Here is a 19,099-nt window from a genome sequence, read left to right on the forward strand (position 1 = left end):
TCTTACCTCCCTTTTGTTTCCAAAGACTTCTCAAGCAAACGACTCAAGCTAGAAATAACCAAGGCAATTCCCCAGTAAAGAAGTGCAACCGCCGTATAGGTTTCCAAAGAGTAGTTCCCTAAGTTGCGACTAATCAAGAGATTCCCTGCTCCCATAACATCAACAAAACCGATCGTATAGGCCAAGGCAGCATCTCGCATGAGGTTGAGAACAGCGGTCGTTATATTGGGAAGAGCAACCTGAAAAGCTTGGGGAAAAATGATTCTCCAAAAGGTCTGAGCTGGAGTCAAACCAATACTAAGCCCGGCCTCTGTCTGCCCCTTCGGAATAGCTTGATAGGCCGCCTTGAAAACCTCGGCAACAATAGCCGCAAACAAGAGAATCATCGTCAAGAGAACAAAAATAGTTTTAGACCAGTTGTTGATATCCAAACCAAGCCACCATTTCAGAAATTCTGGCAAGCCATAAAAGACTAGAAAGAGCAAAACAATAGGCGGCGTACAACGAAGGGTAAAAATGTAACCCTTTGAAAGACTCGCAAAGGTTTTGTCCTCAGCCAGTTGTCCCCAGGCCAGCAGACCACCAAATAAGGAACCCAATATGGTTGTTAAAACTAGCACCAAGAGCGTCATAGGAAGAGCCTGCCAAAGAGTCGGCAAAAACTGAAAGACCTTTGAAAAATCATAAGAAACCATGCTTGCGAAACCCTTTCTAATTTCGTTTAGAATGTTCTAGTCTTTATCTACATAGCTAAAGACATCTTCTTTAAAGTATTGCTGAGATAGCTTAGCAAGCGTGCCATCTTCTTTCAACTCTTTGATTGCTTTTTCGTATTCTTTGGCAAATTTTTCCCCCTTTTCATCACGGTGAATCAAAGGATAGGTCGGAATCCCCTTATACGGGAACCAACTGAGTTTGTCTGCATACTGATGGTAGGATCCATCCTCTGCTGTCACCGCCTTTTCAAAGGAAAGTTTAATATCAAAGAAGGCATCATAGCGCCCTTCTAGGACCCAAGCATAGGCATCCGCAACCTTGAAAGATTCTGCTGCGGTCAATTCAATTGGAGCATCCTTGTGCTTGTCGTTGTAGCTGGTAATAACATTCCATTGCGCATTTTGCGGTGAAATAGGCACTAATTTCCCTTTATTCTTAGCAAAGTCATCAATGGTTTTGTATTTCTGTTCATCTTCTTTTCTGACAGTAAATCCGATGATGCTGGCTCCGACTGGTTCAGATGGAATGACAAACTTTTTAGCTCGTTCATCTGTGTACCAAGCTCCCTTGGTTCCGATGTCATACTTGCCTGATTCCAGACCAATCAAGAGGTCGTCATCACTGGTTCCAGTATATTCAAATTTATAGTTTGCTAACTTCTCATCAACAGCCTTCAAAACAGCTACTTCGTAACCATCTGATTCCCCTTTTTCATTGACAAAGTCATAAGGAACGTAGTTCTGGGTATGGGCTACTTTGAGCGTTGTCACTGCAGTTGAAGCAGCTGTGTTACTATTACTTTCTGCCTCGGAACCAGACAAACTGCGCACAAGAATCGTTCCTCCAACTACTGCAACTAAGGCAACGCCTCCGATAATCCATGTTTTTTTACTCATTCATTTCCTCTTTCTCATTATTCATCTGCATAGGAGAAGACATCTTCGCCAAAGAATTTCTCAGATAATTTAGCCAAGGTTCCATCTGCTCTTAATTCTTGAATAGCCTGATCATAAGCCTTTGAAAACTCCTCGTTCTCTTCATTTCGGTGAATCAAAGGATAGGTCAGAATTCCTTTATAAGGGAACCAGGTCAGCTGGTCTGCGTATTGGTGGTAAGGACCGTCTTCCTTTGTCACAGATCGTGCATAGGACAACTTAACATCAAAGTAGGCATCATAACGCCCTTCTAAGACCCAAGCATAGGCATCCGCTACTTTAAAGGATTCCGCTGCGGTCAACTCAATCGGAGTATCTGCATGCTTGTCATTGTAGTCCTTGATCACACTCCACTGGGCATTTTGCGGCGAAATGGGCACTAATTTCCCTTTTTCCTTGGCAAAATCATTGATGTTTTTGTACTTGGCTTCGTCCTCTTTTCGCACCGTAAAGCCGATGATACTTGCCCCAATGGCCTCTTTTGGAATGATGAATTTCTTAGCCCGTTCATCCGTATACCAAGCCGCCTTGGTTCCGATGTCAAACTTGCCAGATTCCAGTCCGATTAGGAGAGCTTCGTCATTGGTTCCTGTATATTCAAAGCGGTATTGAGGCAATTTTTCATCGATCGCCTTTAGAACGGAAGCTTCATAGCCATCTGGTTCTCCCTGCTCATTGGTGAAATTGTAAGGAGCATGAGCCTGAGAATAGGCTACTTGAATAACCCTTTCCGATTGACTTGCTTGACTTTCAACCGCTTGGGTGCCTTTTTGAGTGGCCAATCGACTGATAATCGTTACTGCGACAACTCCTGCTAGCGCAACTCCTGTAATAATCTTTGCTTTCTTTGACATAAGTCCTCCTCCCACTTGATCCTAACTTTTCAAAGCTCCTAAAACAACACTTGGACCGCAACCTTTATAGAGTGGCTTCCTTGACCCACTGGAGACGTTCCACAGCAATATCACTAGGGACGGTACAGTCCGCTCCGATGATCAAGCCTTCTTTACCAGATTCAGCGATCAATCGTTTGGTTTCCGCTTGAATTTCTTCCTTGCTTCCAGTATAAAGTAAGCCTGACTTACCATTTTCAAAACCACCCAGTACAGTCCGACCTTTGAAGATTTCTCGACCTTCAGAAAGGCTGATGCCTTCTGGACCGACTGCCCAGTTAAAGACTTGCGCTGGATAGTCTGCAAAAATATGAATATCGTTCCGAGCACCTTCATAGCCACAGATATGCAGAATATTGATACCACCAACCTCATTTGCAGCTTCAAGTACCGCTACTTCGCTTGGAGCAATGATTTCTTGATAATCCTCTACTGAAACGGCTCCGCCTTGGATACTTTGGACACTGAGATAAATCCCATCCGCTCCTGCTTCTTGGATGATTCTCTTGCTAAGCGCGGCAATGTCTTGAGCAATCACATCCAAAACTTTTTTCAAGGTTGCCTTGTCTTCTTTGAGATAGGCTGCGATTTCCTCATCACCTCCTGCAACTTTCCCAACCAACCATTTGAGATAAGTAATTGGCGCAAAGATATTGTAAATCGCCACAATATCCTCAGGGAAATCGGCCTTAATCTTCTTAACCAAGTCCACTTGTTCTTGGATCCATGGGTGATCGGCCCCAAGAGGTTGAATAGCGCCTAGCTCCTGAATGGTTTTTTCCTTGCCAATAACGGGATTTGGATAGGCGAAATAGCCATCACTCATGAGTTTGACAAAGTCTGGATCCAACTCCTTGATAAAGGTCTTGTGCCCCTTCAAGTTTTTCTCAATGATTCTAGGATTCGAAAATCCTTCTAGCCATTCACTTTCTTCTGTAAAGTGGTGCCAAAATCCGATTGGGACTCGATCTACTGCTTCACCTTTAAATGCTTTTAAAACGCGTTCTCTTTTTTCTGACATTCTTATTCTCCATTTCTTACTTTTTCAACTAATAAACTGCTTGCGATATCATTCGAGCGTAGAAAGGGGAGACTGGACTTGGAAAAATCCTGAACTCCACGACATCTCTCTCCATTTTTGCAGTGCTGATTTTTTACGACGCTTATGGCGACCAAGGCCAGCAAACCGACAACTGCAATGAAGATACCCCATCTTTTACTTTTCATAGCTCCTCCTTTTAGAGAACGGCTGCTTGACGAATCCAGTCCAACCTCTCTAAGTCAAAGTCATCTGGGACAGTACAGTCAGCTCCAAGAAGAACTCCTCTGCTACCAGCTTCAGCCAGCAACCGCCTTGTTTCATTTTGCAATTCCGCCTTGGAACCTTGATAAAGTAAGCTTTTCTTACCATTTTCAAAACCACCTAAAACGGCCTTACCTTGAAACAACTCTTGCCCCTGCGTCAAACTAACATTCTCATGGTGTGTTGCCCAGTTAACTACCTGCACCGGATAATCTTTAAAAATTGTCACATCATTGCTAGCACCTTCGAAACCGCAGATATGAAGGATATTGATCCCACCAGCTTGATTTGCTGCCTTTAAAATCTCTATATTGCTCGGCTCAATATAGGCTTGATAGAGTTCAGGAGTGATTCGTTGATCCTGAATCTCTTGAGTGCTGAGGTAAATCCCATCAGCACCACCTTGCTGGATGATTTTCTGAGTTAGGATAGCAATATCTCCTGCAATCACATCTAGAATTGCTCTGAATCGCTCAGGATTTTCGAGCAAAAGATCAGCTACTTCCTTATCTCCTCGTGAAGTTTCTGTGCGAAACCAGCGCTTGAGGTAGGAGATAGGTGAAAAGATATTGTAGAAAGAAGCAATCTCTTCAGTAAAGGTCTCTCGAATTGCTTGAACTACTTCCACCTGTTGCTGAATCCAAGGGTGATCCTCACCAATCGACTCAATAGAAGTCAGTTCCTGAATACTTGCAATCTTAGGACTATAGACATTACTTGGATAAATGAAAAAACCATCGCTCATGATTTTGACAAAATCAGGTTTGATAGCTTCCACATACCGTCTATGCCCATCAACGCTTTTATTGAAAATTCTTGGGTTATTCAAACCTTGACCTTTTTCTTCCAAGGTTACAAAATGAAACCAAAAACCAACTGGAACTCGCTCCACTTCTTCTCCTCGAATTGCCCTAAAAACTAAGTCTCTTTTACTTACCATACCTTTCTCCTTCCATTTGGATTGAAACCATCTTACCATTCCTTTTCCCCTTTTCCCAATATATATTGACTATCAACTCGATTGGAAATTTTTATATCTATAAAGAAAAAAATCCCTGAAAAGCTTGATGTTACTGGCCTTTCAAAGATTCTATTTATTTTTATCTATTGTTCAAAAAGGAGCTTATATAGATTTTCTATCAAACCGATTGGATTTTTTTATACCCCCTCTTTCATGGCAAAGTAAGCTCGTACTTTGGGCGCCACTTGTGTGCCAAAGAGTTCAATGGCTCTCAAAACTTGATCATGAGGCATGGAACCAAGTGGTAAGTGTAGCATGAAGCGATCCAAACCTAAATCCTCAATCATGTGAATCAATTTTTCTGCCACCTGATCTGGATTTCCCACAAACATGGCACCATTTGGACCAACTTGCTCCAAATATTGCTCATAGGTCAACTCCTGCCAGTGTGGACGGTCCTTGGAAATCGCATCCACCACTTGCTTGGTCGGATGGAAATAATCTTTTACAGCCTGCTCGCCATCTTCAGCAATCCAGCCCCAAGAATGAGCACCCACTTTCAGGTCTTTTTCAGCATGACCGACTTCCCTACCAATCTCACGATAAGCTTGAATCAATTTCTTGAAGTAACGCGGATTGCCACCGATAATGGCATAGACAATCGGCAACCCAATCTGAGCAATCTTCACTGTTGACTCTACATGACCACCTGTCGCCACCCACAATGGCAATTTGTCCTGAACTGGACGGGGATAAACTTCTTTTCCAGCAATGCTTTGAGTCAATTGCCCCTGCCAAGTCACTTTGGTGGTTTTATTTGCCAGCTGAAGCAGATCTAACTTTTCATCAAAGAGAGTTTCGTAGTCTTTCAAGTCATAGCCAAACAGTGGGAAAGACTCAGTGAATGAACCACGCCCTGCCATAATCTCCGCACGGCCATTTGACAAGGCATCGATGGTGGCATATTGTTGGAACAAGCGAATCGGATCCATACTCGAGAGAATGCTGACTGCACTAGTCAAACGAATCTTCTTGGTATTAACCGCCCCAGCTGCAAGAACAATCTCTGGCGCCGATACCGCAAAGTCCTCCCGATGATGCTCCCCAATCCCGTACACATCCAAACCAACCTTATCAGCCAGCTCTATCTCTGCCACCAACTGACGAATGCGTTCATCATGACTGTAAATCTGCCCAGTCGATTCTAGAGCTGTTGTTTCACCAAATGTTGAAATTCCTAATTCTACCATCCTGTTTTCTCACTATCTCTTTTAGTTTTTAGGACATTTTATCACTAATTAGTTTTATTTTCAATAAATTTGCTCATTAGAAAAAGCCTAGATGAACTAGACTTTCTTAGTTTATTCTACCTGTAGTTTATTGTCTTTCAAAGTTAACTTCGAGTTTTCTGTCAATTCTGTTTGTTCAAAAGTGTAAATCGTCTCACCCTTTGTATCAATCATGTACCAGGCTTGGTCTTTACGGACAACCAGGGCAAGCCCCGTACTATTTGTGTCCTCGTTCTTGACAGTCAAAGGAAAGGCCTTGTCCACACCTTCCAGAGTTACTTTCTCACCTGTTTTTAATTCCACTAGGTAGTGTACTCCATCCTTTGTACCAAAACTATATTCCGCATTAATCTTTGTGTGGCTATCATAGTCTTTCATTTGAATGGAAGTTCTATCTATACCTTCAAACGCCTTTTTAAATTGTTCTTTCTGCTCTTCAGCTTTCTTTTGATCTTGAGACTGAACCGTCTCTTGCACCGCAGCAATCCATTCCAGGTTTTGCTTTTTCGCTTGTCTCCTCTGATGGATCAAGACCGTACGTATCAAGAAAGAACTAGACAAGACGATACCAATCAGCATAGCAATAATATTTTTTTCTTCTTCATTTTCTTCTCCTTAGAGTATACAATATAGGGGTGAGAAAATGCTATTTTATCTGTTTTTTTAAAATAATATAACTTGTAATCAAAATCACAAATAGAACTAATATAAAATTCAAAACGTGAAATATTCCTATAGGGTATGGCGCAACCCACCCCTGTTTGAAAATCAACAATGAAATAAAACCAGTAGCCATAGAAGTAGGCATAAAAGCAATTCCAATTATATTAAGCCAATTCACATAAAACGGTGCTTTTTCTTCTGATAATATTCTTGCGATAAAATATCCAACAATTCCTACCACTTGAATAATTATTGCCCCCAAAATAGCTTCCATTGTTTGTTTTTCATACCATTCAGCAAATGCACAAAACAATCCAATAGCAATAAAGGCTGTTGATGAGATATAAAGTACCTTGCTAGCAAATTCTCTATTTTTTTGTTCTTTATCTACTACCAGTTCAATTCCTTTTAAAATATAATCTGTAGTAACACCAAAATAATCACTCATTATAATTACTTTTTCTAACTCAGGTGTACTTTGTTCACTTTCCCACTTTGAAACAGCTTGTCTTGAAACACCTACCTTATCAGCAAGTTCTTCTTGTGATATTCCTTTAATTTTTCTTAAATATTGTATTCTGTCTGCCATGTTCATTTGACAACACTCCTTTCTTTTATGATACAATCATAACAATTTCATTGGTTGCATAGCCACCATTAAAATATAGAAATATGTCAACTTGCAGTTGCAAATGTATTTTTCAATACAAATCCCTATAAATTCCGATTTGTTATATATTTACATTATACCCTACTTATGGCAAACTAGACTCTTTTATCTTATTCTACTGTTACTGACTTAGCAAGATTACGTGGTTTGTCCACATCAAGGCCACGGTGGAGTGTTGCAAAGTAAGCGACCAATTGTGTTGGCACGACCATTGAGATTGGTGAGAGGTAAGGGTGTACGGTCGTAAGGACGATATCGTCTGTGTCTTTAGCAACATTTTCTTCTGCGATAGTGAGAACCTTAGCACCACGGGCTGCGACCTCTTGGATATTTCCACGAGTGTGGTTGGCAAGAACTGGATCTGACAAGAGAGCCAAGACAGGCGTCCCTTCTTCAATCAAGGCAATGGTTCCGTGCTTGAGTTCTCCTGCCGCAAATCCTTCACACTGGATGTAAGAAATCTCTTTGAGTTTGAGACTTGCTTCCATGGCTACATAGTAGTCTTGACCACGTCCAATGTAAAAGGCATTGCGAGTGGTTTCAAGAAGGTCACGAACCTTGGCATCAATGGTTTCTTTTTCAGAAAGGGTTGATTCGATAGACTGAGCTACGATTGACAATTCATGAACCAGGTCAAAGGCTTGCGCTTTAGCATTGCCGTTTGCTTCTCCGACTGCTTTTGCAAGGAAGGCGAGAGCTGCAATTTGTGCTGTGTAGGCCTTGGTTGATGCCACAGCAATTTCAGGGCCCGCGTGAAGAAGCATAGTATGGTTGGCTTCACGAGAAAGAGTTGAACCTGGAACGTTTGTCACTGTCAAGCTTGGGATACCCATTTCATTGGCCTTGACAAGCACCTGACGGCTATCCGCTGTTTCACCAGACTGACTGATAAAGATAAAGAGCGGTTTCTTGCTGAGAAGTGGCATACCATAGCCCCACTCCGATGAGATTCCAAGTTCAACTGGTGTATCCGTCAACTCTTCCAGCATCTTCTTAGAAGCAAATCCTGCGTGGTAAGATGTTCCAGCTGCAAGGATGTAGATGCGGTCTGCATCTTGAACAGCCTTAATGATAGCAGGATCTACCACTACTTGACCAGCCTCATCTGTGTAGGCTTGGATGAGTTTACGCATAACAGTTGGTTGCTCATCGATTTCCTTGAGCATGTAGTAAGGGTAAGTTCCCTTACCGATATCTGACAAGTCAAGCTCCGCAGTATAGCTAGCACGTTCACGGCGATTGCCATCATAGTCTTGAACTTCGACGCTATCAGCCTTGACGATTACCAACTCTTGGTCATGGATTTCCATGTATTGGTTGGTCTCACGAATCATAGCCATAGCATCTGAGCAGACCATATTATAACCTTCTCCAAGACCAATCAAGAGTGGTGATTTGTTCTTAGCGACATAGATGACATCTGGATTTTCAGAGTCAATCAAGGCAAAGGCATATGAACCACGGATGATGTGAAGGGCTTTTTTGAAGGCTTCAAGAACTGACAAACCATCTTCTTCTGCAAATTTTCCAATCAAGTGAACGGCGATTTCCGTATCTGTTTGCCCCTTGAAGTGGTGACCTGCAAGGTATTCTTCCTTGATCTCAAGGTAGTTTTCAATCACCCCATTGTGTACCAAGACAAAACGTCCAGTCTCAGAGCGATGTGGGTGAGCATTGTCCTCAGTTGGTTTCCCGTGAGTCGCCCAACGCGTATGACCGATACCAGTTGTTCCCTCAACACCAGCTGTCTTAGCAGACAATTCAGCGATACGGCCAACAGCCTTGACTAGATGATTTTCAGCACCACCTAGGACAAAAATTCCCGCAGAATCATAACCACGGTATTCGAGCTTTTCAAGCCCTTGAATTAAAATATCAGTTGTATTTGTGTTTCCTACAACACCGACAATTCCACACATAGTATATACGACACAGGCTAGCTGTGCTTTCTCCTTAAATTGGTATAGTCTGATTTTCCTTTCACAGAACCAGCAAAGACAGTATATACTTGTTTTTCTCACTTGTCAAGCATAAAAATTGGTATAGTTTTTAAAATACCATCAGAGCAAGATTTCACTTGAGAACTGACAAGTCGGATTCGATTACTTATAATAGAGATAGGAGGTAGTTATCATGTGGTTTTTCTTCGCACTTTTATCTGCTGTCTTTGCAGCCTTAACTTCTATTTTAGCCAAAATTGGGATTGAAGGAGTTCCATCCAATCTAGCAACAGCCATTCGTACGGTCGTCGTCATCCTTATGGCTTGGGCCATGGTTTTCTTGACCAATAGTCAGACTGAGATTGTCAACATCAGTAGAAAAAGTTGGCTCTTTCTCATCTTATCTGGTTTGGCAACAGGCGCCTCCTGGCTCTGCTACTACAAGGCCTTGCAGATGGGCAATGCGACTGAGGTATCTGCTGTCGATAAGTTTAGTCTCGTCATCACACTCGTTTTAGCCTTTTTCTTTCTACAAGATGTCCTGACGTTAAAAACAATCATTGGATGTATACTGATTACGATTGGGACCTTGGTGATGATCTTATAATCATCACCCTCCTCCGTATATAACCCACCCTTAAAAAGTTAGATAGCTTTTTAGGGTATTTTGTCATGTCTAAATTTATAAGTACAGGGAATCAGCTTCAAGCGTCTAGCAAAAAGGAGAGAACCAAATTGGTTCCCTCCAAGATGAGTTTTTTCATCAACCCATTACAGTTGATATAAAAACTAATTATCTCAGATGGCTAACTTCGACTTGAAATTTTGCCTTTCTAAATCTGAATGTAGTAAATCGATGACCGACTTCTGGCTAATCTAAGAGCATCATGGAATCAATAAATAATTTCTTCGTGAAATACCCATTTTTAATCAAGTAGGCTGTGTATTTCGCTCTTGTGACCATTTGATCATATTCTTCTGCCGTACATTCCTGAACTACACGGCTAGCTTCTTCCAAACTGGACACGACAAAGCCCAAACCTTTCTCACGGATATAGTCCACATTAGAAAGATAGTCTGGCACAACCACAGGAATACCCGCAGCCAGATAAGTTGTCAACTTATAAGAAACATTTTCTTTGTAGTAGTCACGCTCTTCCGCAGGATTTTCGGAATTTCCCCATACTAGGCCAAAACCTCCTCCTTTAGACAACTCCAACAATAATTCCTGCTGAGTTCGCCACCCCTCAAGATGGACTTTGGAATAATCTACTCCCTCTGCTCTCGTAGCATAAACATGAAGGGGGGTACTGTGTTTCCAGTCAACAATATGTGGAAAACGAGACGGATCTCCTGAGAAGATTAATTTTTTCTCAAACTTTGGAGTATAGAGTTCCAAACCATGGGGAAGATCCCAGAGTTTTTGAACAACATACTTCTTGACGGTTAATCCCTCTGAAACGAGTTTCTGGTACATTTGTTCTGATGGCACTACCACCACATCACACTTGTTATACATATCAATGTGTGCCTTCATAAGGTAATAATTGCTCTCAAACATCAGCGGCTGAACATCGTGTATAAACATCACCATTTTTACATGAGAAAGCTTTAACTTTTCTATCAAGTGATTGTCCCATTCAACACTATTCCATGAGGGGGATTGGAAAAAGACCACATCTCCATAAGATACCCCCGCGACAATTCCATCCATCCGCGAATTCAGTTCTTCCCACGGCTCATGGCTTGCATCATAAAAATATATCCCCAGTTCGTTAACTCCGAAGTCTCGAACAATTTTCATGACATTGTTCTGTGCCATTAAGGCCACACTCGTTGATGCTTGCCCAAATAAATTTGTGAAATGTACTTTCATTGTTTTCTAAATCCTCGTCTCAGTAATTTCTCTAAACATTGTATCACAATTTACAACTTTTCTAAAGCGTTTATATGCTAATTTTCAAGCTCAAGTTAGCTATCTGAGATAATTTTTCTAAGAGTCTTATCTTTTTAGGATAATGTTATCCAGCATCTATTTTAGGAGACTAGTTTTCTAGTTGTTCGTTTTACCCCTTTAAGTACGGACTTATGGATGAGACGACTAAGATTTTCATTGTTTTCTCTCTTCCAAGAACAATCTAGTAGACGTTTTTCTCACTTAATCTCACAAATTCGGCATCTTTGTTAGCTATGATAGATTGAATGAGTTGTTCCTGTTAAGTATATAATTTTTTGCATCTTTAGATTTCTCTGTTTATCTTGTGATGACCACAAGCTCACATATAGAATTCTTATGTAATCAAGTCACTAACTTCTTTTCAGAGATTTGAGAAAGTGAGATTTTCCCATTTTTCTTGCCATTTTTTCTTGGATAAGCGTTCTTGATAGAGCTTCATTCGGTCTTCATTCTCTAAGAAATGAGGAGTTGGGGAAACCTGAAAGTTCAAAATATCCTCTAAGCCATAAGGCGCAAAGAGCTCTAAAGTTGCGTCAGCATGCAAGCGAAGCCCTATCGCCGTACAACGTTCTGGATACTTACTCATAGCATCACGAGAACTCGTATAGGGCACAGTGTGGGGACTGTGCTGATGCATATAGACCTGATTTTTCAACTCCCACTGATACTGGGGAAAATCTTCTCTCAGCTTTTTCTCTAGGGATACTGTTTCCTCATAAGAAACATCTGGATCAAAGAAAATCACATCCACATCTGTTTCATGATCAAAAGCTGATTTGTCTGACAAGAGATTCCAGATGAAATTCCTAACTGAGCCTGCTGCCAACCACGAGTCTTTCAGACCAAGGTCTCGAATGATGGTCAGAATGGTCATCATATCTGGATTTTTTCTAAAAATGTCTAAAATATCTTGCTCATTTTTCACTGTATTCATAGCCTAAATGCTCATATGCCTTAGCTGTTGCCACCCGCCCAGACCTTGTCCGCATGATGAAACCTTTCTGGATCAGGTAAGGTTCGTACATATCTTCGACCGTCTCACGCTCCTCGGCAATATTAACAGAAAGAGTTCCTAGCCCGACAGGTCCACCACCGTACATCTCAATCATGGTACGAAGGATTTTCTGATCCACATAGTCCAAGCCTTCATGGTCAACATCTAGCATGGTCAAAGCCTTATCGGTAATGACATCATCGATAACCCCATCTCCCATAATCTGAGCAAAGTCGCGCACGCGCTTGAGGAGACGATTGGCGATACGAGGAGTTCCACGACTACGCAAGGCCAACTCAGTTGCCGCCTCATGGGTGATTTCCATCTCAAAAATATCTGCCGTCCGTTCAACAATTTCCGTCAAGTCAGCGTGGGCATAGTATTCCATATGACCTGTAATCCCAAAACGTGCTCGCAGAGGATTTGAAAGCATACCGGCTCGGGTTGTCGCACCAATCAAGGTAAAAGGTGGCAAGTCCAAATGAACACTGCGACTGCCTTCACCAGCCCCAATCATAATATCAATGTAAAAGTCCTCCATGGCACTATAGAGCACCTCTTCCACCGACATGGGCAAGCGATGAATCTCGTCAATAAAAAGGACGTCTCCAGGTTCCAAATCATTCAAAATTGCTACCAGATCACCTGCTTTTTCAATGACAGGACCAGACGTTTGCTTGAGATTGACTCCCAGTTCATTGGCAATGACAAAGGCCATGGTCGTTTTCCCCAAACCTGGAGGCCCAAATAAGAGCACATGATCCAGCGCTTCATCCCGCATTTTAGCAGCTTCGATAAAGATTTGGAGCTGATCCTTGACCTTATCCTGCCCAATATATTCACGTAAATACTGAGGACGGAGCGTACGTTCGACTAACTCCTCATCCTCTATTATCTCATTATCTAAAATTCTACTCATGTTTCTATTATAGCAAAAATCCAAGCCACAAACAAAAAAGCCACCTGATTGGGTGGCTTCTTTAGGGAGATTATTATGAAAAAGAAAGGATTAGGAATTCATTAAATAAAGTTAGGAGGTCTTTATTTAATGACTATATGATACACGAGGAGACTTAAAATTACCTTAACTTTTTAAATCAATCACTAACAATTTTCTTTAACAGCTGTTTGACCTGCAATACGTCCAAAAGTAAAGATATCCGTAAGTGAATTTCCTCCTAGACGGTTACCTGCATGGAGTCCACCTGCGACTTCTCCGGCAGCATACAAACCAGGGATAATCTGACCTTTTTCATTCAAAACGTGTGTTGAAGTATCAATCTTGAGTCCACCCATTGTATGGTGAACGGCTGGTTTTCTCGGTGTTGCATAAAATGGTGCAACCTCACACTTGAGATCGAAACTACCCTTGTTGAATTCAGGGTCAAATCCTGCATCAACATAAGAATTGTACTTCTTGATTGTATCTGCTAACACCTGTGGATCCATATCAATCTGAATCGCCAACTCTTCTATCGTATCTGCACGATAGAGAGTGCCTGCTTTGACTTGGGCATCGATTTTTTCTTGGCTAGTGTTGTAGGCTGTTGCCTTGATACGTTCATCTGCGATTAGATAGAACAAGCCTCCATTATCAATCGCCGCTTGAGATAGCTTGTCACGGCTACCGTACTCATCTACAAAGCGCTTCCCTTCAGTATTTACCATGATGAAGTTTGCTGGAGGAACTTGAAGCCCTGAGAAAAGGGCTCCTGTCACTGGATCGGATACTGGCATCATTTGACTAAAGCCCATACCCACTAGATCTGCACCTACACTTTGACCTAAAAGAATACCATCCCCTGTTACAGCTGGTGTATTAGATGTAGCAATATCATCTGCAATTTCAGTCCAGTAGGTATTGTATTTTTGTAGCATCTTTGTATTGGCACCAAATCCTCCAGAAGCTAGAACAACGGCATCTGCATTGACAATGATGGTTTGACCGTTTCGACCTTCTGCTCTGACACCCTTGACAGCCCCGTCTTTTACAAGCAATTCTTTAACTGGAGAATCTGTCAAAATCTTGCCACCATGCTCTAGAACATATTTTTGTAGGACGGATATAAAGGCATACCCCATTGGTTGAACCGGCTTATGGCCACGACGCCAAAGGGCTCCAACTGGCATTGTCACTTCACTACGAACAAATTCAACGCCGATGTCTTCCAACCAACGAACAGACTCTAGGGCCCGTTCGGTTAAAACAGATACTAAATCGTATTGGCCATGAATTTCATTTCCTTGTAAATCTTTTCGTTTCCCACCGATATAGGTTTGGATACGGTAAAGTAAGGTAGAGTCAAACAAATAGCTCGGATCCTGCAAATACTGCTCAACCTCAACTTTCAAGGCTCTAAAGTCCTCTAGATATTCTGGATCAATCGTTGATTCATCTGTCGCAATCAATTCTTGAAGCGTATGAGCCTCTCCTGGATTCGCTCCAAAGGTCTTTTGCCATGCTGGATCTGGTGCATTCATTGGACCACCTGCACGAACAGTATTTCCTCCAATTGCAGGAAATTTCTCTACCACAATTGGTTTCTTACCAGCTTGTAAGACTGCAGCCGCTGCAGCTAATCCAGCTCCTCCGCCTCCGACGATGACAACGTCTGCCTGATAGGTTTTATCTTCTTTATCTAGGGCAGATGGCGCTTTTGAACGCTTGCGTAAAACATCCGGATTTGCACCGGCTTGTTTGACTGCACGCGCAACTCCATCTAAAACACCATTTGAAGTCACAGAAGCTCCTGACACCGCATCAACATTTAATGTTTGCCCCTCAATGATTTCTGCTGGAATACGAGTAAAGACAACATCTGCGATTCCTGAAGATTCTCCAGAAGAGTCAATCTCAATTTTTTCAATACGCTCTTCTGAAACCGTTACCTCCATCGGCAGTTTACCATTATGTCCCTCGGTTGTAACGTGATAAGTCCCCGGTTCAAACCGAACTTCTTCAGGAAGGTTTAGTTGGTTTGCAACGGATACAAAGCGAAGGAAGCGATAAAAACAGCTATCTAGGAAATCAACGGTTCGCTCATCAATCAAATCTCCATTGTCATCAAACGCTCGATGCGCTCGACCAAGTAAAAACTCACTACCTGGCATAACTGTTGCATTTACCCCAGGAGCATCCAGAATCTGACGAAGATGAAGTTGGGCACGTGAAGAACCTTGAATATCATAAGAAGCTCCGACAATCATTGTCGGCTTTCCGTCTAGTGGATGAATGTTAAAAGACAACCACTCGAGCAAGCTATTCAAACTTGATGGAATCGTATGATTGTGCTCGGGTGTTGAGATAATGACACCATCGGCTTCTGAAATAGCTTGATTAAACTTCTGAATAATAGGTGTACCTGTTTGATCATCTGTTTCATTGAACATTGGTACATCTGTTATTTCTAAAATCTCAATATCCGCTTTCTGAGCAAAATGTCTTTTCATAAATTGCAACAGGTTGCGATTATAGGATTTTTTTGCATTAGTCCCAACAATAGCTACTAATTTCATTGACTCTACTCCTTTCATTAATTCCCTATGCTTTCAACCATTCTTCCCAGATGAATGATTTTTTTCGATTTGTATCTTCAGGTTTGACCAAAGCTTTTGTTAGTTCAACAAAATTTTGAAACTCTGAAAAATGTTCTTCTAGTTCTGCAACCTTTTCAGGATTGTTCAAATGACACTCATCATCTAGTACTTGCTCAGAATGACCTAGAAAGAACTCTGTACCAGGCATAACTCTCGCTTTAAGCTCTGGCGCATCTAAAATCTGACGCAAATGCGCTTGCGCTCTAGATGTTCCTAGCAAACCGAGAGAAGCTCCGACAATCATCGTTGGTTTGTTAACCAAGGCACGACTGGTATAAGCAATCCACTCCAAAGCAGAGGCCAAAGGTGCTGGTATCGTGTGATCGTATTCAGGTGTTGAAATAATCACACCATCAGCGGCAAGAATTTTTTCTGAAAAAGCTTGAACTTCAGCTGGCGCTTGCTTGTCCTCAGGTTCGTTAAATGCTGGCAATTGTTTGATTTCCAATACCTCAATGTCAGCTTTATCTGAAAAATGTTTTTGCATAAATTTCAAGAGTTTGCGATTGGTTGAGCGATCCGAATTGGTTCCAACGATAGCAACTAGTTTCATCTTGGTACCCCTTTCATTTATTTAATCTACTTTCATTATACTACTTTAGAAAATCTTGTAAATCCTTGATAATAAAAGACCGTGTTATTCTATCAGATTATCGTACTTTAGTATAAGTTCGTGAAAAAATTAACAAAATATCTTCATAAACTATTGACCATCTTACTTAACTATGATATAGTCTTGGTGAAAAAATATACATTTACGGAGGATGTTTTTATGAAAGAGACATTCAATCGTTGGCGGATTTTAGTCGCGTCTACGGCCATTCTTCTTTGTACAGGTGCCGTCTATTCCTTTTCTGTTTTTGCCGGACCACTTAGCAGTTCAACAGGCTGGTCCATGTCAGATATTATGTTAGCATTTGCTATCAACTCTGCAATAGGCCCTATCCCCATGATTCTCGGAGGTTATTTAGTTGACAAAGGTTATGTAAAATGGACCATCGCCCTCGGCGCTCTCCTATTTGCTAGTGGATTTTACTTAACCGGCTATGTCAATTCACCAGCCATGCTTTATTTGACCTATGGATTAATGGCTGGACTTGGTCAAGGTTTTGCCTATTCAGGTGCCCTCTCCAATTCACTTCGCCTCTTCCCTGATAAACGTGGCTTAGCCTCTGGAATTCTGACAGGCGGAATGGGATTTGCCGCAGTCATCGCTTCTCCAGTCGCAAGCAATCTCATTCAACAACAAGATGCCTTCTTTGCTTTTCGTACAATTGGGCTAGTCTATATTGTTGTTATCATCTGTGCAATTTTCTTTATCAAGGCAGCTCCAAGCGGCTACCAACCAGCAGGCTGGAAAGCTCCAGTACAAACGAAGCAAGGACCTACTAATAAAACCTGGAAACAAATGCTACAAAGTCCTCTGTTTTACATTATCATTAGCATGTTCTTTGTTGGCGCCTTTTCTGGTTTGATGATTGCCTCTCAGGCATCACCAATCGGTCAATCAATGTTTGGACTCTCTGCAGGCGCTGCAGCTCTCTATGTCTCTCTTTATTCAATCGCAAACTCTAGTGGTCGCTTTATCTGGGGGTCACTTTCTGATAAAATTGGCCGTTCAAAGACCTTATTGATTATCTATTCTGTCATTGTCCTAGCTTTATTCTCCCTAACTATCGTTCCGGGTCAATTCGGGTTTACCTTAGGAATTATAGGGCTTGGTATCTGCTTTGGTGGTGTTATGGGGGTCTTCCCATCTATCGTCATGGAAAATTACGGTTCTGCAAATCAAGGGGTCAACTACGGTATCGTCTTCACTGGATATTCTTTAGCAGCATTTTTCGCTCCCAAAGTCGCTGTTCAAATGGCAATGGCTAATAATGGAAATTATAGTGTAGCTTTTTATGTTGCTATTGCTTTGGCCTTCATTGGACTTATGCTTACTATTTTTTATATGAAGAAGAAAGCTTAAAGCCCGAAAACTTCCTATATACGGAAGTTTTTTTGGTATAATAAAAGTAGTAATAGTATATTGGGAGGATTTACCATGGCAGACCGTTCACGTTTCTTACGAGATAACCCATCTGACTTCCCATATGATTTTGAAAAACAAATCTTATCCAAAACATCTCCTGACACAATCTATCATTGTCATCCCGAGCTAGAGGTTATTTATGTTACAAAGGGTTCTGCCATCGTTCATATCAACTCTGAACGCTTTGAAAGTCGCGAAGGGGATATTTTTCTTATTCAGCCAACAGCCCTTCACACTATCTACTCTATCGAAGATCAAGAACAACTTTCTACCACCTTTCGTTTCCACCTAGATTGTCTTGGAAGAAATCAAATAGACAGCTTTAGTCAACGCTATATCCAACCCCTCCACTCTGGTCACTTTTGCCTCACTCCTCAAATATCACCAGGCGATAAGGCCTATGATCAAATTCAATCCTGCCTTCTTTCCCTCTTTTCTATCCTTGAAGAAAAAGGCATATACTACGATCTACTCATAAAATCTAAACTATACGAATTGCTTCATCTTCTCTTTAAGTATCGATACGTCAATCGACACTATACAGATGATACCTACCAAAAATACCAAAAACTAAAAGAAGTGATTTGCTACCTTGAACAGCACTATGCAGAACCCGTTTATATCGAGCAACTGGCTGCAACATTTGGATATAGTAAAAATCACTTTATGAGTATTTTCAAGCAACATACTGGAGCCAGTTGTATGGACTACTTGCTCCAGTTACGTCTTGAGAAATCCTGTGAGAAACTCGTCCAAACCAACCTCAGCATTCAAGAAATTGCAAGCCAAGTCGGTTTCACCAACCTTTCAAACTTCAACCGTCAATTTAAACAACACTATCACTTAACACCTAGACAGTATCGAAACCAACAACTTAAAAAGAAAACATAATTCTTTCTCCTTAGTCTTTTCTAAGGAGTTTTTTCAAACGAAAAGGATTCTAGAATTTCCGTAGTGGGTAAATCCACCGTAGGAATTATAGAGTCTATTTTGTCCCTTGAATATACAATATAAGTGCACAATAAAAACTCATAAGATCTTCTAGTAGAATGGAATTAAACGAACTAGTTACAAAAGGAAATCTTATGAGTTATCACCATTTTAGCATGGATGAGCGAGAAAGTATTCTGATTTACCATACACGA

At 41.4% G+C, this 19,099-nt stretch carries 18 protein-coding genes; 3 read left to right on the plus strand and 15 right to left on the minus strand.

Annotated features, from left to right (window positions below):
• Window positions 1-2: 2 nt before the first annotated feature.
• The 10 genes from SORDD16_RS01150 to glmS form a co-directional block, all read right to left on the minus strand.
• A complete protein-coding gene (locus tag SORDD16_RS01150; protein ID WP_061452029.1) occupies window positions 3-695 on the minus strand; it encodes an amino acid ABC transporter permease in 693 nt (230 codons plus the stop codon).
• Between the two features lie 36 nt (window positions 696-731).
• Window positions 732-1,613 (minus strand): transporter substrate-binding domain-containing protein, encoded by an 882-nt coding sequence (locus SORDD16_RS01155; RefSeq protein ID WP_061452030.1) that lies wholly within the window; start codon window positions 1,611-1,613, stop codon window positions 732-734.
• A gap of 17 nt (window positions 1,614-1,630) precedes the next feature.
• Window positions 1,631-2,506: a transporter substrate-binding domain-containing protein gene (locus SORDD16_RS01160; RefSeq protein ID WP_061416047.1), complete on the minus strand. Its 876-nt coding sequence runs from the start codon at window positions 2,504-2,506 to the stop codon at window positions 1,631-1,633.
• A 64-nt stretch (window positions 2,507-2,570) separates the two neighbouring features.
• Window positions 2,571-3,566, minus strand: a complete 996-nt coding sequence (locus SORDD16_RS01165; RefSeq protein WP_061452031.1) for a uroporphyrinogen decarboxylase family protein — start codon at window positions 3,564-3,566, stop codon at window positions 2,571-2,573.
• Between the two features lie 2 nt (window positions 3,567-3,568).
• Entirely contained in the window at window positions 3,569-3,772 is a 204-nt protein-coding gene (locus SORDD16_RS01170) for a hypothetical protein (protein WP_000837741.1), read from the minus strand.
• An 11-nt stretch (window positions 3,773-3,783) separates the two neighbouring features.
• Window positions 3,784-4,788 carry a uroporphyrinogen decarboxylase family protein gene (locus SORDD16_RS01175; RefSeq protein ID WP_128973445.1) on the minus strand — a complete coding sequence of 335 codons (1,005 nt, stop codon included), beginning with the start codon at window positions 4,786-4,788 and terminating at the stop codon, window positions 3,784-3,786.
• A 218-nt stretch (window positions 4,789-5,006) separates the two neighbouring features.
• Window positions 5,007-6,059 (minus strand): LLM class flavin-dependent oxidoreductase, encoded by a 1,053-nt coding sequence (locus SORDD16_RS01180; protein ID WP_061452033.1) that lies wholly within the window; start codon window positions 6,057-6,059, stop codon window positions 5,007-5,009.
• 111 nt (window positions 6,060-6,170) lie between these two features.
• On the minus strand, window positions 6,171-6,677 hold the full coding sequence (locus tag SORDD16_RS01185) for a hypothetical protein (protein WP_061452034.1): 507 nt from the start codon (window positions 6,675-6,677) through the stop codon (window positions 6,171-6,173).
• 67 nt (window positions 6,678-6,744) lie between these two features.
• The gene (locus tag SORDD16_RS01190; protein ID WP_061452035.1) at window positions 6,745-7,356 is read right to left on the minus strand and encodes a helix-turn-helix domain-containing protein; all 612 of its coding nucleotides are present in this window, start codon (window positions 7,354-7,356) and stop codon (window positions 6,745-6,747) included.
• Window positions 7,357-7,541: 185 nt separating this feature from the next.
• Complete coding sequence (gene glmS, locus SORDD16_RS01195; RefSeq protein WP_061452036.1) at window positions 7,542-9,350, minus strand: glutamine--fructose-6-phosphate transaminase (isomerizing); 1,809 nt, start codon at window positions 9,348-9,350, stop codon at window positions 7,542-7,544.
• 214 nt (window positions 9,351-9,564) lie between these two features.
• Between glmS and SORDD16_RS01200 the strand changes: the two genes are divergently transcribed.
• Window positions 9,565-9,978 (plus strand): EamA family transporter, encoded by a 414-nt coding sequence (locus SORDD16_RS01200; protein WP_061452037.1) that lies wholly within the window; start codon window positions 9,565-9,567, stop codon window positions 9,976-9,978.
• A gap of 264 nt (window positions 9,979-10,242) precedes the next feature.
• Here the strand turns inward: SORDD16_RS01200 and SORDD16_RS01205 are convergent, their stop codons facing one another.
• The 5 genes from SORDD16_RS01205 to SORDD16_RS01225 all read right to left on the minus strand — a co-directional run bounded on the left by SORDD16_RS01205 (window position 10,243) and on the right by SORDD16_RS01225 (window position 16,472).
• Window positions 10,243-11,247 carry a sugar transferase gene (locus SORDD16_RS01205; RefSeq protein ID WP_061452038.1) on the minus strand — a complete coding sequence of 335 codons (1,005 nt, stop codon included), beginning with the start codon at window positions 11,245-11,247 and terminating at the stop codon, window positions 10,243-10,245.
• A gap of 442 nt (window positions 11,248-11,689) precedes the next feature.
• The gene (locus SORDD16_RS01210; RefSeq protein ID WP_061452039.1) at window positions 11,690-12,262 is read right to left on the minus strand and encodes a nucleotidyltransferase family protein; all 573 of its coding nucleotides are present in this window, start codon (window positions 12,260-12,262) and stop codon (window positions 11,690-11,692) included.
• A complete protein-coding gene (gene ruvB / locus SORDD16_RS01215; RefSeq protein WP_081215099.1) occupies window positions 12,243-13,241 on the minus strand; it encodes a Holliday junction branch migration DNA helicase RuvB in 999 nt (332 codons plus the stop codon). Before ruvB ends, SORDD16_RS01210 begins: the two co-directional genes overlap by 20 nt.
• A 185-nt stretch (window positions 13,242-13,426) precedes the next feature.
• Window positions 13,427-15,838 carry a flavocytochrome c gene (locus SORDD16_RS01220; RefSeq protein ID WP_061452040.1) on the minus strand — a complete coding sequence of 804 codons (2,412 nt, stop codon included), beginning with the start codon at window positions 15,836-15,838 and terminating at the stop codon, window positions 13,427-13,429.
• A gap of 25 nt (window positions 15,839-15,863) precedes the next feature.
• On the minus strand, window positions 15,864-16,472 hold the full coding sequence (locus tag SORDD16_RS01225) for an NADPH-dependent FMN reductase (RefSeq protein ID WP_000779601.1): 609 nt from the start codon (window positions 16,470-16,472) through the stop codon (window positions 15,864-15,866).
• Between the two features lie 219 nt (window positions 16,473-16,691).
• On the opposite strand from SORDD16_RS01225, the gene SORDD16_RS01230 reads away from it, so the two are divergent.
• Together SORDD16_RS01230 and SORDD16_RS01235 are read left to right on the plus strand one after the other, a co-directional pair.
• Window positions 16,692-17,891 (plus strand): L-lactate MFS transporter, encoded by a 1,200-nt coding sequence (locus SORDD16_RS01230; protein WP_061452041.1) that lies wholly within the window; start codon window positions 16,692-16,694, stop codon window positions 17,889-17,891.
• A gap of 75 nt (window positions 17,892-17,966) precedes the next feature.
• Window positions 17,967-18,845 (plus strand): AraC family transcriptional regulator, encoded by an 879-nt coding sequence (locus SORDD16_RS01235; RefSeq protein WP_061452042.1) that lies wholly within the window; start codon window positions 17,967-17,969, stop codon window positions 18,843-18,845.
• The last annotated feature ends 254 nt before the right edge of the window (window positions 18,846-19,099 follow it).

The organism is Streptococcus oralis, from assembly GCF_001578945.1.
Lineage (GTDB): Bacteria > Bacillota > Bacilli > Lactobacillales > Streptococcaceae > Streptococcus > Streptococcus oralis_Q.

Bases quoted from the DNA above. Each gene is read 5' to 3' on its own strand.
- SORDD16_RS01150 (WP_061452029.1), bottom strand. From the start codon at position 695: ATGGTTTCTTATGATTTTTCAAAGGTCTTTCAGTTTTTGCCGACTCTT.
- SORDD16_RS01155 (WP_061452030.1), bottom strand. From the start codon at position 1,613: ATGAGTAAAAAAACATGGATTATCGGAGGCGTTGCCTTAGTTGCAGTA.
- SORDD16_RS01160 (WP_061416047.1), bottom strand. From the start codon at position 2,506: ATGTCAAAGAAAGCAAAGATTATTACAGGAGTTGCGCTAGCAGGAGTT.
- SORDD16_RS01165 (WP_061452031.1), bottom strand. From the start codon at position 3,566: ATGTCAGAAAAAAGAGAACGCGTTTTAAAAGCATTTAAAGGTGAAGCA.
- SORDD16_RS01170 (WP_000837741.1), bottom strand. From the start codon at position 3,772: ATGAAAAGTAAAAGATGGGGTATCTTCATTGCAGTTGTCGGTTTGCTG.
- SORDD16_RS01175 (WP_128973445.1), bottom strand. From the start codon at position 4,788: ATGGTAAGTAAAAGAGACTTAGTTTTTAGGGCAATTCGAGGAGAAGAA.
- SORDD16_RS01180 (WP_061452033.1), bottom strand. From the start codon at position 6,059: ATGGTAGAATTAGGAATTTCAACATTTGGTGAAACAACAGCTCTAGAA.
- SORDD16_RS01185 (WP_061452034.1), bottom strand. From the start codon at position 6,677: ATGCTGATTGGTATCGTCTTGTCTAGTTCTTTCTTGATACGTACGGTC.
- SORDD16_RS01190 (WP_061452035.1), bottom strand. From the start codon at position 7,356: ATGAACATGGCAGACAGAATACAATATTTAAGAAAAATTAAAGGAATA.
- glmS (WP_061452036.1), bottom strand. From the start codon at position 9,350: ATGTGTGGAATTGTCGGTGTTGTAGGAAACACAAATACAACTGATATT.
- SORDD16_RS01200 (WP_061452037.1), top strand. From the start codon at position 9,565: ATGTGGTTTTTCTTCGCACTTTTATCTGCTGTCTTTGCAGCCTTAACT.
- SORDD16_RS01205 (WP_061452038.1), bottom strand. From the start codon at position 11,247: ATGAAAGTACATTTCACAAATTTATTTGGGCAAGCATCAACGAGTGTG.
- SORDD16_RS01210 (WP_061452039.1), bottom strand. From the start codon at position 12,262: ATGAATACAGTGAAAAATGAGCAAGATATTTTAGACATTTTTAGAAAA.
- ruvB (WP_081215099.1), bottom strand. From the start codon at position 13,241: ATGAGTAGAATTTTAGATAATGAGATAATAGAGGATGAGGAGTTAGTC.
- SORDD16_RS01220 (WP_061452040.1), bottom strand. From the start codon at position 15,838: ATGAAATTAGTAGCTATTGTTGGGACTAATGCAAAAAAATCCTATAAT.
- SORDD16_RS01225 (WP_000779601.1), bottom strand. From the start codon at position 16,472: ATGAAACTAGTTGCTATCGTTGGAACCAATTCGGATCGCTCAACCAAT.
- SORDD16_RS01230 (WP_061452041.1), top strand. From the start codon at position 16,692: ATGAAAGAGACATTCAATCGTTGGCGGATTTTAGTCGCGTCTACGGCC.
- SORDD16_RS01235 (WP_061452042.1), top strand. From the start codon at position 17,967: ATGGCAGACCGTTCACGTTTCTTACGAGATAACCCATCTGACTTCCCA.